The 15,618-nt window shown below is 63.5% G+C and carries 10 protein-coding genes and 1 pseudogene; 3 read left to right on the top strand and 8 right to left on the bottom strand.

Translation table 11 applies throughout. The features are described from left to right. Nucleotides 1-57: 57 nt before the first annotated feature. Nucleotides 58-2,433 carry a phosphoenolpyruvate synthase gene (gene ppsA, locus ACMGG8_RS25205; protein WP_414158646.1) on the bottom strand — a complete coding sequence of 792 codons (2,376 nt, stop codon included), beginning with the start codon at nt 2,431-2,433 and terminating at the stop codon, nt 58-60. Nucleotides 2,434-2,607: 174 nt separating this feature from the next. On the opposite strand from ppsA, the gene ACMGG8_RS25210 reads away from it, so the two are divergent. Then, entirely contained in the window at nt 2,608-3,426 is an 819-nt protein-coding gene (locus tag ACMGG8_RS25210; RefSeq protein ID WP_016964354.1) for a pyruvate, water dikinase regulatory protein, read from the top strand. A gap of 74 nt (nt 3,427-3,500) precedes the next feature. On the opposite strand, the gene ACMGG8_RS25215 is transcribed toward ACMGG8_RS25210, so the two are convergent. Continuing rightward, nucleotides 3,501-4,925, bottom strand: coding sequence for a PLP-dependent aminotransferase family protein (locus tag ACMGG8_RS25215; RefSeq protein WP_414158647.1), 1,425 nt, complete (start codon nt 4,923-4,925; stop codon nt 3,501-3,503). A 93-nt stretch (nt 4,926-5,018) separates the two neighbouring features. Between ACMGG8_RS25215 and ACMGG8_RS25220 the strand changes: the two genes are divergently transcribed. Further along, nucleotides 5,019-5,987 carry a DMT family transporter gene (locus ACMGG8_RS25220; RefSeq protein WP_060838284.1) on the top strand — a complete coding sequence of 323 codons (969 nt, stop codon included), beginning with the start codon at nt 5,019-5,021 and terminating at the stop codon, nt 5,985-5,987. 110 nt (nt 5,988-6,097) lie between these two features. Here the strand turns inward: ACMGG8_RS25220 and prpD are convergent, their stop codons facing one another. The 6 genes from prpD to ACMGG8_RS25250 form a co-directional block, all read right to left on the bottom strand. After that, a complete protein-coding gene (gene prpD / locus ACMGG8_RS25225; RefSeq protein ID WP_414158648.1) occupies nt 6,098-7,582 on the bottom strand; it encodes a 2-methylcitrate dehydratase in 1,485 nt (494 codons plus the stop codon). Between the two features lie 283 nt (nt 7,583-7,865). After that, nucleotides 7,866-9,056 carry a 2-methylaconitate cis-trans isomerase PrpF gene (prpF, locus tag ACMGG8_RS25230; protein WP_060838282.1) on the bottom strand — a complete coding sequence of 397 codons (1,191 nt, stop codon included), beginning with the start codon at nt 9,054-9,056 and terminating at the stop codon, nt 7,866-7,868. 61 nt (nt 9,057-9,117) lie between these two features. Beyond that, nucleotides 9,118-11,712 carry a Fe/S-dependent 2-methylisocitrate dehydratase AcnD gene (gene acnD, locus ACMGG8_RS25235; protein WP_414158649.1) on the bottom strand — a complete coding sequence of 865 codons (2,595 nt, stop codon included), beginning with the start codon at nt 11,710-11,712 and terminating at the stop codon, nt 9,118-9,120. 200 nt (nt 11,713-11,912) lie between these two features. After that, entirely contained in the window at nt 11,913-13,040 is a 1,128-nt protein-coding gene (gene prpC / locus ACMGG8_RS25240; protein ID WP_016964349.1) for a 2-methylcitrate synthase, read from the bottom strand. Between the two features lie 161 nt (nt 13,041-13,201). Next, nucleotides 13,202-14,095: a methylisocitrate lyase gene (prpB, locus tag ACMGG8_RS25245; RefSeq protein ID WP_011060181.1), complete on the bottom strand. Its 894-nt coding sequence runs from the start codon at nt 14,093-14,095 to the stop codon at nt 13,202-13,204. Beyond that, nucleotides 14,092-14,814 carry a GntR family transcriptional regulator gene (locus ACMGG8_RS25250; protein ID WP_060838279.1) on the bottom strand — a complete coding sequence of 241 codons (723 nt, stop codon included), beginning with the start codon at nt 14,812-14,814 and terminating at the stop codon, nt 14,092-14,094. The genes prpB and ACMGG8_RS25250 overlap by 4 nt, the downstream gene beginning before the upstream one ends. Before the next feature lie 267 nt (nt 14,815-15,081). Between ACMGG8_RS25250 and ACMGG8_RS25255 the strand changes: the two are divergent. Then, a pseudogene (locus ACMGG8_RS25255) lies at nt 15,082-15,617 on the top strand (ATP-dependent zinc protease). Nucleotide 15,618: the final 1 nt, after the last annotated feature.

Consider the following 15,618-nt stretch of genomic DNA (forward strand, 5'->3'; position numbering starts at 1 on the left):
CTGCTTGAATCTTCAAGAGCCGGTCCGCCCAAGCGCGACCGGCTCTTCGTTCACCGATTACGCCGCGCCCTGACCTTCGGCCAGGAAGAACCAGGTTTCCAGCACCGAGTCCGGGTTCAGCGAGACGCTTTCAATGCCCTGTTCCATCAGCCACTTGGCCAGGTCCGGGTGGTCCGAAGGTCCCTGGCCGCAGATGCCGATGTACTTGCCGGCCTTGTTGCAGGCGGCGATGGCATTGGCCAGCAGCTTCTTGACCGCAGGATTACGCTCGTCGAACAGGTGGGCGATGATCCCCGAGTCACGGTCCAGGCCCAGGGTCAGCTGGGTCAGGTCGTTGGAGCCGATGGAGAAACCATCGAAGTACTCGAGGAATTCCTCAGCCAGGATGGCGTTGGAAGGCAGTTCGCACATCATGATCACGCGCAGACCGTTTTCGCCGCGCTTGAGGCCATTTTCAGCCAGCAGATCAACCACTTGGCTGGCTTCGCCCAAGGTGCGCACGAACGGCACCATGATTTCGACGTTGGTCAGGCCCATCTCGTTGCGCACGCGTTTCAGCGCACGGCATTCGAGTTCGAAGCAGTCACGGAAGGATTCGCTGATGTAGCGCGAGGCGCCACGGAAGCCCAGCATCGGGTTCTCTTCTTCCGGCTCGTAGAGCTTGCCGCCGATCAGGTTGGCGTATTCGTTGGACTTGAAGTCCGACAGACGCACGATGACCTTCTTCGGAGTGAACGCCGCAGCCAGGGTGCTGATGCCTTCCACCAGCTTGTCGACGTAGAAATCCACAGGATCGCGGTAGCCGGCAATACGCTTGTCGACGCTGTCCTTGATCTCTTGCGGCAGCCCGGCGTAGTTCAGCAGCGCCTTGGGGTGCACGCCGATCATGCGGTTGATGATGAACTCCAGGCGGGCCAGGCCCACGCCGGCGTTCGGCAACTGGGCGAAGTCAAAGGCGCGGTCCGGGTTGCCGACGTTCATCATGATCTTGAACGGCAGTTCCGGCATGGCGTCTACCGAGTTCTGCTTGATGTCGAAGCCCAGTTCGCCTTCGAAGATCAAGCCGGTGTCGCCTTCGGCGCAGGAAACGGTCACGCCCTGGCCATCCTTGAGCAGCTCGGTGGCGTTGCCACAACCCACTACCGCCGGAATCCCCAGTTCACGAGCGATGATCGCCGCGTGGCAGGTACGACCGCCACGGTTGGTGACGATGGCGCTGGCGCGCTTCATCACTGGCTCCCAGTCCGGGTCGGTCATGTCGGAAACCAGCACGTCGCCGGCCTGGACCTTGTCCATCTCGGAAACGTCCTTGATGATCCGCACCTTGCCGGCGCCGATGCGCTGGCCGATGGCACGGCCTTCCACCAGGACGGTGCCGGTTTCCTTGAGCAGGTAGCGTTCCATGACGTTGGCCTGGGTACGGCTCTTCACGGTTTCCGGACGGGCCTGGACGATGTACAGCTTGCCGTCGTCGCCATCTTTGGCCCACTCGATATCCATCGGGCACTGGTAGTGCTTCTCGATGATCATCGCCTGCTTGGCCAGCTCGCTGACTTCGGCGTCGGTCAGGCAGAAACGTGCGCGATCGGCCGCGTCCACGTCCACGGTCTTCACCGAGCGACCGGCCTTGGCCTCGTCGCCGTAGATCATCTTGATCGCCTTGCTGCCCAGGTTGCGGCGCAGGATGGCCGGACGGCCGGCTTCAAGGGTGTTCTTGTGGACGTAGAACTCGTCCGGGTTGACCGCGCCCTGGACCACGGTTTCACCCAGACCATAGGCACCGGTGATGAACACCACATCACGGAAGCCCGATTCGGTGTCGAGGGTGAACATCACGCCGGCAGTGCCGGTTTCCGAACGCACCATGCGCTGCACACCGGCAGACAGGGCCACCAGCTTGTGGTCGAAACCCTGGTGTACGCGGTAGGAAATGGCGCGATCGTTGAACAGGGAGGCAAACACTTCCTTGGCGGCACGGATCACGTTGTCCACGCCACGGATGTTGAGGAAGGTTTCCTGCTGGCCGGCGAAGGAGGCATCCGGCAAGTCTTCGGCGGTGGCCGAGGAACGCACGGCCACGGCCATTTCAGGATTGCCGGCCGACAGCGCGGCGAAGGCGGTACGAATCTCGGTGTTCAGGCGCTCGGGGAACTCGGCTTCCATGATCCATTGACGGATCTGCGCGCCGGTCTTGGCCAGGGCGTTGACGTCATCGACATCCAGCGCATCGAGGGCGGCATGGATCTGGTCGTTCAGACCGCTCAACTCAAGAAAATCACGATAAGCCTGAGCTGTCGTGGCAAAGCCACCAGGGACCGATACGCCCGCACCTGCGAGGTTGCTGATCATCTCGCCCAGGGATGCGTTCTTGCCCCCCACATGCTCAACATCGTGTTTGCCGAGCTTATCGAGGGAAACTACGTACTCTACCAAGGTGATCTCTCCACTAACTGTGTTGGAAAAGCTCAGAAGCCGGCTGCTCGGGGGAGCGTTTGCCCGCTATATGGCCTGGACCTGGAAAATAAGTGAGAATGCGGGCCATTCCCGGCCGACAAATCGCGCCTATCATATCCAAGAATCGTCACTAGCTTAAGGCCCAAGCCGCAAATGAAACGATCTGCTTTCTTTATTTCCGACGGTACCGGTATCACAGCGGAAACCCTCGGCCAGAGCCTGTTGGCGCAGTTCGAAAACATTACCTTCAGCAAATTCACGCGGCCGTACATCGACAGCATGGAAAAAGCGCGGGCCATGGTACAACAAATCAATATGGCCGCCGAAAAAGACGGCCATCGGCCGATCATTTTCGACACCATCGTCAATCAGGACATTCGTGAGATTCTCGCGACCTCCAATGGTTTCATGATCGACATCTTCTCGACCTTCCTCGCGCCCCTGGAACAGGAGCTCAGCGAGCACTCCTCCTACTCCGTCGGCAAGTCCCATTCCATTGGCCACAACTCCAACTACATGGAGCGGATCGAGGCGGTGAACTTCGCCCTGGACAACGACGACGGCGCCCGCACCCACTACTACGACAAGGCCGACCTGATCCTGGTGGGCGTGTCGCGCTGCGGCAAGACCCCAACCTGCCTGTACATGGCCATGCAATTCGGCATCCGCGCGGCCAACTACCCGCTGACCGAAGAAGACATGGAGCGCCTGCAACTGCCCAATGCCCTGCGCGCCCACAAGCACAAGCTGTTCGGCCTGACCATCGACCCCGACCGCCTCACCGCGATCCGCAACGAGCGCAAGCCCAACAGCCGCTACTCCAGCTACGCCCAGTGCGAGTTCGAAGTGCGCGAAGTGGAGAACCTGTTCCGCCGCGAAAACATTCCCCATATCAACTCCACGCATTTCTCGGTGGAAGAGATCTCGGCCAAGATCCTCGTGGAAAAAGGCGTGGAGCGCCGCTTCAAGTAGGCCGCGCCACGGCTTCAGCCCGCCCGATGTGGCAAGGAATCGTCCCTGCCACAAGGCTTGCCCCCATCACCCCGTCACCACCCCGGCAATCCGCGCTCCTGGCGTAACGCCGTCGCCAGGGCAGCAAAGCCCTCGGTCAGCTTCCGATCATCGGCCGTGGTGTTGCAGACACTGGCACGAATGAACTGCGGCACCGCCGCCTGACCCACGGCAAAGGTCTCGGCAGTGGCCACCAGATAGTGCTGCTGCTTCAGGTGCGCCTCGATCTCCGAGGCCCGCCAGGGCTCGGGAACACGGATCCAGAAATGCGGGCAGGCCTCTGGACTGCGCCATTGCAACCCCTGTAGCAGCCCCGCCACCAACCCCTTGCGCCGAGTGATCTCGAGCATTTGCTGCTGACGCAGGCGTTCGGCAATACCGTTGTCGATCCAACCGGCAGCCAGCTCCAGGGCGAGCGGCGTGGCCATCCAGCAGGTCGCCCGCAGCGCTGCGGCCAATCGTCCCACCAGCGGCGCCGGCCCGCACAGGAAACCGACCCGCAACCCCGCGGCCACGGCCTTGCTCAAGCTGCTGATCAGCACCGTGCGCTCAGGGGCAAAATGCGCCAGCGGCGCCGGCCGCCGGGCCATCAGCACCGCGTGGGTTTCGTCCTCCAGAATCAACAGGTTGTGCCGCCGGCAGACGTCGGCGATCGCCTCCCGGCGCGCCGCGGACTGCACCGCGGTGCTGGGGTTCTGCAAGGTCGGCGTGCAATACAGGGCCGTCAGCCGATGATGCCGGCACGCTTCTTCCAGCGCCTCGGGCAGCAGCCCCTGCTCATCCATGGGCAGGCCCAGCAACTTGATCCCCTGCATCCGTGCGGTACTGATCAGGCCCGGATAGGTCAGGTGCTCGGTGGCCAGGGTATCCCCGGCCTTGAGCAGCGCCAGCAGGGCGATATGCAAGCCGTGCTGGGCGCCGTTGACGCAAATCACCTGCGAGGCATCGACCTGCAACCCTGCCTGGGTCAGCCAGCGCGCGCCGGCCTCGCGATAGCGCGCCAGCCCGGCCTCCGGGCTGTAGCGAGCCACCTCCAGCAGCCCTTGGGGATCGTCCGCCAGCGCCCGCAGGCCCTGAGCGAGCAAACGGCTCTCCGCACCGGGAATATGCGTATTGCGGCTCATGTCGAACAGCGCGGGCGACTCGTCCCCGACGTGACGAAACCCGGCGTCGCGCGAACGCTGCAAGCCGTCCTGACGCACGTAGGTGCCATCACCAACCCGCGCCACCACCTGCCCCATGCGCTCCAGCTCGGCATAGGCGCGACTGATGGTGCCAATGGTCACCCCCAGTTGATCGGCCAGCTGCCGATGGGGAAACAGCTTGCTGCCAGGGGCCAGCAGCCCCTGGTCAATGCCCTGATCCAGTGCGTCGGCCAGGCGCTTGTACTTGGGCCCCGCACCTTCGTGCAAGGCGGAACGCAACATTGACACCATGTCAATACTTACTTTGACAGCCATCATTTACCCCAATAACGTGCTTTACAGGTTCAATCACCGGAAATGACCCGCTCAATATAGGTGTCAATTACCGATCACGAAAGGAGTGTCAGCGTGACCACAACCACCACGGCAGCACCGACCGCTCAAGTGCCTGCGCGCCACTGGCTCGCCACCCTGGTGACCTGCACCCTGTTCCTGATTGTCTGCCTGAGCTGGGGCACCACCTGGCTGGGGATCAAGGTGGCCGTGGCCAGCACGCCGCCCCTGACCGCGGCCGGGCTGCGCTTCTTGATCGCCTTTCCGCTGTTTGCCTGCTTTGCCTGGCTGCGCCGCGAGCCGCTGATGTTCCCCAAGGGCAGCCGCGGTTTCCTGCTGTTCGTCACCCTGTGCTACTTCAGCCTGCCCTATACCTTGCTCAACTATGGCGAGGTGCACGTGTCCTCGGGTCTGACCGCCCTGCTGTTCAGCTGCATGCCGGTGTTCATCCTGATCTTTTCCGCCCTGCTGCTGCGGGAAAAAATCCACCTGGCGCAGGTACTCGGCATCGCCGTCGGCTTTGCCAGCCTGTTCCAGATCATCCGCGGCCAGGGCCTGCTCAACGATCACAACGAACTCTCGGGAGTGCTGGCGATTCTCGGCGCGGCGCTACTGCATGCCTTGTGCTACGTCGTCACCAAGAAACACGGGAGCGCCATCAGCGTCATCACCTACAACGCCCTGCCCATCGGCATCGCCGGCCTGCTGCTGTGCCTGGCCGGCCTGTGGATGGAAAACCCGGATTACTCGGCCATCAGTCCCCGCTCCTGGGGCGCCCTGCTGTACCTGGGACTGGTCGCCTCGGTGGGCGGGTTTATCGTCTACTTCTTCCTGCTCAAGCGCCTGAACCCGGTGATCCTGTCCTTCGTCTTCATCATCTTCCCGGTGTTCGCGGTGATCATCGGCGCCTGGTACGAAGGCCTGAGCCTGTCCAGCGACCTGCTGCTGTATGCCTCGACCCTGCTCGGCGGCTTCGCCATCACCAAATTGCCGCTGGATAAATGGCTGTCCAAAACAGCTGCCCAACCCCAGGAAAATCCGTAGGAGCGTGCTAGCTCGCGATGCTTCTGAGGGCACCCCGTTCGCCCGGCAAGTCCGCGTCATCCTTGACGTGCTTCGCGAGCAGGCTCGCTCCTACAAGGGAGGGAACGGCCTCAGATCACCAGCAGGTCGACGAACCGGTGCACCGGCGTCGCCTGCAACCGTGCCGGGTCCTTGCACAGCTGGAAAATCTGCGTCGCGCGCTGGGCGGTGAAGCGCGTGGCCAGGTTGGCCTTGAACTTGCCTTCCAGCAGCGGGATGCCTTCGGCGCGGCGGCGCCGGTGGCCGATGGGGTATTCCACCGCCACCTGTTCGGTGCTGGAGCCGTCCTTGAAGAACACCTGGATCGCGTTGGCGATCGAGCGCTTGTCGGCTTCCAGGTATTCCCGGGTGTAACGCGGGTCCTCGACGATCTGCATCTTCTCGCGCAACTGGTCGATGATCGGGTGCGCGGCGTGGAAGTCGTCCTCATAGTGCTCGGCCACCAGGGTGCCGAAGGCCAGGGGCACGGCGGTCATGTATTGCAGGCAGTGATCGCGATCGGCGGCATTGGCCAGCGGCCCGACCTTGGAAATGATGCGGATCGCCGACTCATGGGTGGTGATGACGATGCGGTCGATTTCGTGCAGGCGATTGCGCACTTTCGGATGCAGGATCACCGCCGCCTCACACGCGGTCTGCGCATGAAACTCCGCCGGGAAGCTGATCTTGAACAGCACGTTTTCCATCACATAGCTGGCGTATTCCTGCGCCAGCTGGAACTGCCGCTGGCCCTCGGGCTTGAGCGCCAGGTCCTTGTTGGTATGGCTGAACAGCACGTCATAGAAGCCCCACTGCGGCGCGCTGAGCACCCCGGGAATGCCCATCTCGCCGCGCAGGGCGATATCCGCCAGGCGCACCCCGCGACTGGTTGCATCCCCCGCCGCCCAGGATTTGCGTGAACCGGCATTCGGCGCATGACGGTAGGTGCGCAGCGCCTGGCCATCGACGAAGGCCTGGGACAGCGCCGCCAGCAGTTGCTCGCGATCGGCCCCCATCAGTTGGGCGCAGACGGCGGTGGAGGCGACTTTCACCAGCAGCACATGATCGAGCCCGACGCGGTTGAAGGAGTTTTCCAGGGCCATCACGCCCTGAATCTCATGAGCCATGATCATCGCCTTGAGCACATCGCTCATGGTCAGCGGCGCCTCGCCATTGGCCACGCGCTTTTGCGACAGGTGATCGGCCACCGCCAGAATCCCGCCGAGGTTGTCCGAAGGATGCCCCCACTCGGCCGCCAGCCAGGTGTCGTTGTAGTCCAGCCAGCGCACGATGCAGCCGATGTCCCAGGCCGCCTTTACCGGGTCGAGGCGGTAGCTGGTACCGGGCACCCGCGCACCAAAGGGCACCACGGTACCTTCGACGAACGGCCCCAGGTGCTTGGTGCATTCGGGAAAACGCAAGGCCAGCAGGCCGCAGCCCAGGGTGTCCATCAGGCAGTTGCGAGCGGTGTCGAGGGCTTCTTGGGAGTCGATGGAATAGGTCAGGACATAGTCGGCGATGTCCTGCAGGACCTGGTCGTACTCGGGACGGTTGTTCAGGTCTACGTTGGCGCTCATGAGGGCTTCACTCCTGTTGCAAGGTTGTGGGTAGCGGTGATTCCTCGGGTACAGGTCAATAACGGCATCGCAGGTCTGCGCCTGCTCAGCGATTCAATAACAACGTCACGCTTGGCGGTGGTGGCGAGGGAGCTTGCTCCCGCTGGGTGGCACAGCCGCCCCAAAGGCGGTCCATGCGTTGCAACAGGTCAATCGCGAACTCAGGGCTTACGACCGCTACGCGGCCGAGCGGGAGCAAGCTCCCGCGCCACCTTAAGCCCCGCCACCACCGACACTACTCTGCTTAGAAACTGTCGCCAGGCACTCGCACCCAGCCTTCCATCAGCACCCGCGCGCTGCGGCTCATGATGGCCTTGACCACGGTCCAGTCATCGCCGTTCCGGGTGGCTTCGGCGCCAACGCGCAAGGTGCCCGAAGGGTGGCCAAAACGCACCGCGCTGCGCGCACCGCCGCCGGCCGCCAGGTTGACCAGGGTCCCCGGAATCGCCGCCGCGGTGCCGATGGCGACCGCGGCGGTGCCCATCATCGCGTGGTGCAGCTTGCCCATGGACAGGGCCCGCACCAGCAGGTCGACGTCCCCGGCCTTGATCGCCTTGCCGCTGGAGGCCTGGTAATCCGCCGGCGGCGCGACAAAGGCCACCTTCGGCGTGTGCTGGCGCTGAGCGGCTTGGTCCAGGTGCTGAATCAGGCCCATACGCAGGGCACCGTGGGCGCGGATGGTCTCGAACATCGCCAGGGCCTTGGGGTCGCCATTGATGTCGCCCTGCAGTTCGGTGCCGCGATAACCGATGTCCGCCGCGTTGACGAAGATCGTTGGAATCCCGGCATTGATCAGGGTCGCCTTGAAGGTGCCGACACCGGGCACTTCCAGATCGTCCACCAGGTTGCCGGTGGGGAACATCGAACCGCCGGCGCCCTCCTCCTCGGCCGCCGGATCGAGAAACTCCAGTTGCACTTCGGCCGCCGGAAAGGTCACGCCGTCCAGCTCGAAATCACCGGTTTCCTGAACCTCGCCATTGGTGATCGGCACGTGGGCGATGATGCTCTTGCCGATATTGGCCTGCCAGATACGCACCACCGCCACGCCGTTCTGCGGAATGCGCGCCGGGTCCACCAGGCCGCTGCTGATGGCGAACGAACCGACCGCCGCCGAGAGGTTGCCGCAGTTGCCGCTCCAGTCGACGAAGGCCTTGTCGATGGCCACTTGGCCGAACAGGTAGTCGACGTCGTGATCGGCCTTGATGCTCTTGGACAGGATCACCGTCTTGCTGGTGCTGGAGGTGGCGCCGCCCATGCCGTCGATCTGCTTGTCATAGGGATCGGGGCTGCCGATCACCCGCAACAGCAGGGCATCGCGGGCCGCGCCCGGCAGCTGGGCCGCCTCGGGCAGGTCCTTGAGGTTGAAGAACACGCCCTTGCTGGTGCCGCCACGCATGTAGGTGGCGGGAATCTTGATCTGCGCTACAAATGCCATGAATTTCAGGTCCCGATAATGACCGGGGGCGGTGCCTTGCGGCCCGCCCCCGGTACGTTGCTTAGCTGGCTACGGCCGATTCCAGGAAGTCCTGGGCGAAGCGTTGCAGCACCCCACCCGCCTCGTAGATCGACACTTCTTCGGCGGTGTCGAGGCGGCAGGTGACCGGCACCTCCAACCGCTCGCCGTTGCGGCGGTTGATCACCAGGGTCAACTGCGCCCGTGGCGTGCGTTCGCCGATCACGTCGTAGGTTTCAGTGCCGTCGATGCCCAGGGTCTTGCGGTCGGTGCCCGCGAGGAACTCCAGCGGCAGCACGCCCATGCCCACCAGGTTGGTGCGGTGGATGCGCTCGAAGCCTTCGGCGACGATGGCTTCCACGCCCGCCAGGCGCACGCCCTTGGCCGCCCAGTCGCGGGACGAACCCTGGCCGTAGTCGGCGCCGGCAATGATGATCAGCGGCTGCTTGCGCTGCATGTAGGTTTCGATGGCTTCCCACATCCGCGTCACTTTGCCTTCCGGCTCGATCCGCGCCAGGGAGCCCTGCTTGACCTTGCCGTTTTCCTGGACCATTTCATTGAACAGTTTCGGGTTGGCGAAGGTCGCACGCTGGGCGGTCAAGTGGTCGCCACGGTGGGTCGCGTAGGAGTTGAAGTCCTCTTCCGGCAGGCCCATTTTCGCCAGGTACTCGCCCGCCGCACTGTCGAGCATGATGGCGTTGGACGGCGACAGGTGGTCGGTGGTGATGTTGTCCGGCAGCACCGCCAGCGGGCGCATGCCCTTGAGGCAGCGCTCACCGGCCAGCGCCCCTTCCCAGTAAGGCGGACGGCGGATGTAGGTGCTCTGCGGGCGCCAGTCGTACAGCGGCTCGACTTTCGGGCCGGTGTCTTCGTGGATGGCGAACATCGGGATGTAGACCTTGCGGAACTGCTCCGGCTTGACCGCTGACTTGACCACGGCGTCGATCTCTTCGTCGCTCGGCCAGATGTCCTTGAGGCGGATTTCCCGGCCGTCGGCATCCAAGCCCAGCACGTCCTTTTCGATATCGAAGCGGATGGTGCCGGCAATCGCATAGGCCACCACCAGCGGCGGCGAAGCCAGGAACGCCTGCTTGGCATAAGGGTGGATGCGCCCGTCGAAGTTGCGGTTGCCCGACAGCACGGCGGTGGCGTACAGGTCGCGATCGATGATCTCTTTCTGGATCACCGGGTCCAGGGCACCGGACATGCCGTTGCAAGTGGTGCAGGCAAAGGCCACCACGCCAAAGCCCAGCTGCTCCAGCTCATGGCCCAGGCCGGCTTCTTCCAGGTACATGGCCACGGTTTTCGAACCCGGGGCCAGGGACGACTTGACCCACGGCTTGCGGGTCAATCCCAGCTTGTTGGCGTTGCGCGCCAGCAGGCCGGCGGCGATCACGTTGCGTGGGTTGCTGGTGTTGGTGCAGCTGGTGATGGCGGCGATGATCACCGCGCCGTCGGGCATCTGCCCCGGTACTTCGGACCACTGCCCGGCAATGCCCTTGGCCGCCAGGTCGCGGGTGGCGACCCGAGCGTGGGGGTTGCTCGGCCCGGCCATGTTGCGCACCACCGACGACAGGTCGAACTGCAGGCCGCGCTCGTAACGCGCGCTCTTCAGGCTGTCGGCCCACAGGCCGGTGTGCTTGGCGTAGCTCTCTACCAGGCGCACTTGTTCGTCTTCACGACCGGTGAGCTTGAGGTAGTCGATGGTCTGCTGGTCGATGTAGAACATCGCCGCGGTGGCGCCGTATTCCGGGGCCATGTTGGAGATGGTGGCACGGTCGCCCAGGGTCAGGGCCGCGGCGCCTGCGCCGAAGAACTCCAGCCAGGCCCCGACCACTTTCTGCTTGCGCAGGAACTCGGTCAGCGCCAGCACCATGTCGGTGGCGGTGATCCCCGGTTGCAGCTTGCCGGTGAGCTCGACGCCGATGATTTCCGGCAGGCGCATCCACGAAGCGCGACCGAGCATGACGTTCTCGGCTTCCAGGCCGCCGACGCCGATGGCGATCACGCCCAGGGCATCCACGTGAGGGGTGTGGCTGTCGGTGCCGACGCAGGTATCAGGGAAGGCCACCCCGTCGCGCACCTGGATCACCGGGGACATTTTCTCCAGGTTGATCTGGTGCATGATGCCGTTGCCCGGCGGGATCACGTCGACGTTCTTGAAGGCCTTCTTGGTCCAGTTGATGAAGTGGAAACGGTCTTCGTTGCGCCGGTCTTCGATGGCGCGGTTCTTGTCGAAGGCGTCCGGGTCGAAACCGCCGCATTCCACGGCCAGGGAGTGGTCGACGATCAGTTGGGTCGGCACCACCGGGTTGACCAGGGCCGGGTCACCGCCCTGATCGGCGATGGCATCGCGCAGGCCGGCCAGGTCCACCAGCGCGGTCTGGCCGAGAATGTCGTGGCACACCACGCGGGCCGGGAACCACGGGAAGTCCAGGTCGTCGCGGCGTTCGATCAGTTGCCCGAGGGAGGCGTTGAGGGTCGCCGGATCACAGCGACGCACCAGGTTTTCCGCCAGTACGCGGGAGGTGTAGGGCAGGCTGTCGTAGGCCCCGGGCTGCAGCGCATCGACCGCCGCACGGGCGTCGAAATAGTCCAGCTGGCTGCCGGGCAGCGTCTTGCGAAATTCAGTGTTCATGGTCAGGGGACTCGATCACGGTAGTTTCAAAGGGAGCGTCCGGCACGGGGCTGAATGGGCATCCATCCCTTGTGGGGGCAAGCTTGTTCGCGATGACTGAATCCGATCCGACATCGCTGTCGGCTGATCCATCGCGATCGCGAGCAAGCTCGCTCCTACAGGTGTGGAGCATTCAAGCCACGGTGCCGGCGCCCTCCCGGTCAGCGGCGTTCGATTGGCACGAACTTGCGCTGTTCAACGCCGATGTACTCGGCGCTTGGACGGATGATGCGGTTGTTGCCCCGCTGCTCGAACACATGGGCGGCCCAGCCGGTCAGGCGCGAGCAGACGAAGATCGGGGTGAACAGCTTGGTGGGGATGCCCATGAAGTGGTACGCCGAGGCGTGGTAGAAGTCGGCGTTGGGGAACAGCTTCTTCTGCTCCCACATGGTCTTGTCGATGGCTTCGGACACCGGGAACAGCACCTTGTCACCGACTTCGTCAGCCAGCTTCTTCGACCAGCCCTTGATCACCTCGTTGCGCGGGTCGCTGTCTTTGTAGATCGCGTGGCCAAAGCCCATGATCTTGTCCTTGCGCTCCAGCATCCGCAGCAGTTCGGCGGTCGCCTCTTCAGGGCTGTGGAAGCGCTCGATCAGCTCCATGGCCGCTTCGTTGGCGCCACCGTGCAGCGGGCCACGCAGCGAACCGATGGCGGCGGTGATGCACGAGTACAGGTCCGACAGGGTCGAGGCACAGACCCGGGCGGTGAAGGTGGAGGCGTTGAACTCGTGCTCGGCGTAGAGAATCAGCGAGACGTTCATCACCTTGACGTGCAAGTCGCTGGGCTTCTTGCCGTGCAGCAAGTGCAGGAAGTGACCACCAATGGTCTGCTCGTCGCTGACGCAGTTGATGCGCACGCCTTCATGACTGAAGCGGTACCAGTAGCACATGATCGCCGGGAAGGCCGCCAGCAGGCGGTCGGTGACATCGTGCTGCTGGGAGAAGTCCTTCTCCGGCTCGATGTTGCCGAGGAACGAGCATCCGGTGCGCATCACGTCCATCGGATGGGCCTGGGCCGGAATCCGCTCCAGCACTTCCTTCAGGGCTTGCGGCAGATCCCGCAGCTTGCTCAGCTTGGCGCTGTAGGCGGCCAGCTGTTCCTGGGTCGGCAGGTCGCCGTACAGCAACAGGTAGGCGACTTCCTCGAACTGCGCATCGGCCGCCAGTTCGCGCACGTCATAGCCGCGGTAGGTCAATCCGGCACCGGCCTGGCCCACGGTGGACAGCGCGGTTTGCCCGGCAACCTGGCCGCGCAGACCTGCACCACTCAATACTTTTGCTTCGGCCATTGCTCTCTCCAATCTTGAATTTGTTAGGGACTTGGCAACTTCGTTGGTCGGGACTCACCCCGACACTGTAGGAGCGAGCTTGCTCGCGATCCAGGCCCGCGCGCTCCAGCGAGTCAGGGGCTGCGCGTCAGCGTTGACGGCCGTCGCGAGCAAGCATTCATTCAACCTTTCTTCTGTGCGAACAGCGCGTCGAGCTTCTGTTCGAAGCTGTGGTAGTCGATGCGCTCGTAGAGCTCCATGCGGGTCTGCATGGTGTCGATCACGTTCTGCTGGGTGCCGTCGCGACGGATCGCGGTGTAGACGTTTTCCGCCGCCTTGTTCATGGCGCGGAACGCCGACAGCGGGTACAGCACCAGGGAAACATCCACGGATTTCAGTTGTTCGGTGGTGTACAGCGGGGTCGCGCCGAATTCGGTGATGTTGGCCAGGATCGGCGCCTTCACCCGGTCGGCGAAGATCTTGTACATCTCAAGCTCGGTGATGGCTTCCGGGAACACCATGTCGGCACCGGCCTCGATGCACGCCGCGGCGCGCTCCAGGGCCGATTCCAGGCCTTCCACCGCCAGGGCGTCGGTGCGCGCCATGATCACGAAACTGTCGTCGGTGCGGGCATCCACCGCGGCCTTGATGCGGTCGACCATTTCCTGCTGGGACACGATCTCCTTGTTCGGGCGGTGACCGCAGCGCTTGGCGCCGACCTGGTCTTCGATATGGATCGCCGCGGCGCCGAACTTGATCATCGACTTGACGGTGCGGGCCACGTTGAAGGCCGAGGAGCCGAAGCCGGTGTCCACGTCCACCAGCAGCGGCAGGTCGCAGACGTCGGTGATGCGGCGCACGTCAGTGAGGACGTCGTCGAGGCCGGTGATGCCCAGGTCAGGTACGCCGAGGGAGCCTGCGGCGACCCCGCCACCGGACAGGTAGATGGCCTTGAAACCGGCGCGCTTGGCCAGCAGGGCGTGGTTGGCGTTGATCGCGCCGACCACTTGCAACGGCTGTTCGCTGGCGACCGCATCGCGGAAACGCTGGCCTGGAGTGCTCTTGTTGGAACTCATGACTCACCTCGTGGAGTGGCTGTCTGATGGGCGCTGTCCTGGTAGTGACGCGCAATATTGCGTTTCGAGGCGCCGATGTGGCGGCGCATCAACAACTCGGCCAGTTCGCCGTCGCGATCGGCAATGGCATCGAGAATCCGGTGGTGTTCGGCAAAGGCCTGGTGCGGGCGGTTGGGGGTCGCGGAAAACTGGATGCGGTACATGCGCACCAGCTGATACAGCTCGCCACAGAGCATCTGCGTGAGGGTGCGATTGCCCGCGCCCTGGATGATCCGGTAGTGGAAGTCGAAATCCCCTTCCTGCTGGTAGTAGCCGACGCCGGCCTGGAACGCCGCATCGCGCTCGTGGGTATCGAGCACCCGGCGCAGTTCGTCGATCTCCTCGCCGGTCATGCGCTCCGCCGCCAGGCGACAGGCCATGCCTTCCAGGGATTCGCGGATTTCGTAGAGTTCGATCAGTTCGGCGTGGCTCAGGGACACCACCCGGGCGCCGACATGGGGCACCCGCACCAGCAGGCGCTGGCCTTCCAGGCGGTGGATGGCCTCGCGCAACGGGCCACGACTGATGCCGTAGGTTCGGGCCAATTCCGGTTCGGAGATCTTGCTGCCCGGGGCGATCTCGCCCTTGACGATGGCGGCCTGGATACGCCGGAAGACGTTTTCGGACAGGGTTTCAGAATCGTCCTGCGCCGGCAGCGGATGTTCCAGTTGATCCAGCATATTGTCGACACCTTGAAAATCAATGAGGCAAAAACTAGCCAATACCCCGAAAACAGTCAAAGGAAAAATTGAGATTGTCGACAATCGTCTAATAACCCTTTGCACCAAAACGAGACAAAAGGCCCGCCCCCAGCCCTGGCGCGGCAAAACCAGCATGCTAGAATGCCGCCCGCATTGGCCTGTCATCTTTTTATGGCACGCACACGAGGGAGCTTGCGCAGCAATGCCGGTCGCCTTGAATTGAAGAACCCATGCCCATCAGGATCTATGAGACTCAAGGCCCTCCCCCCCTCCTCTGCCTGCTTGCCCTTCCCGGCATCAGCGCCGCCGCCGGCAAGACTGTCTACGGTTTGAATGAATACGCACGGTTGTCGGACATTGACCTGGAAGTCGCGGCCAAGCTCGACACCGGCGCCAAGACCGCGTCCCTGAGTGCCCGCGACATCAAGCGCTTCAAGCGCAATGGCGAATCCTGGGTGCGTTTCTACCTGGCCATCGACACCGCCCACAGCCACCCCATCGAGCGGCCTCTGGCCCGGGTCAGCAAGATCAAGCGCCGCGCCGGCGACTATGACCCCGATGAAGACAAGAACTACACCGCCCGGCCGGTGATCGCCCTGGATGTGTGCATGGGCAGCGCCTTGCGCAGCATCGAAGTGAACTTGACCGACCGCAGCGCCTTCCAATACCCGCTGCTGATTGGCTCCGAAGCCCTGAAACGCTTCGATGCCCTGGTCGACCCCAGTCTTAAATACGCTGCTGGCAAACCCGCCTGCGCCACCGACGCTCATACCGCAGAGTAAT

This window comes from Pseudomonas sp. BNK-45, from assembly GCF_047456255.1.
In the GTDB taxonomy this organism is placed as follows: Bacteria; Pseudomonadota; Gammaproteobacteria; order Pseudomonadales; family Pseudomonadaceae; genus Aquipseudomonas.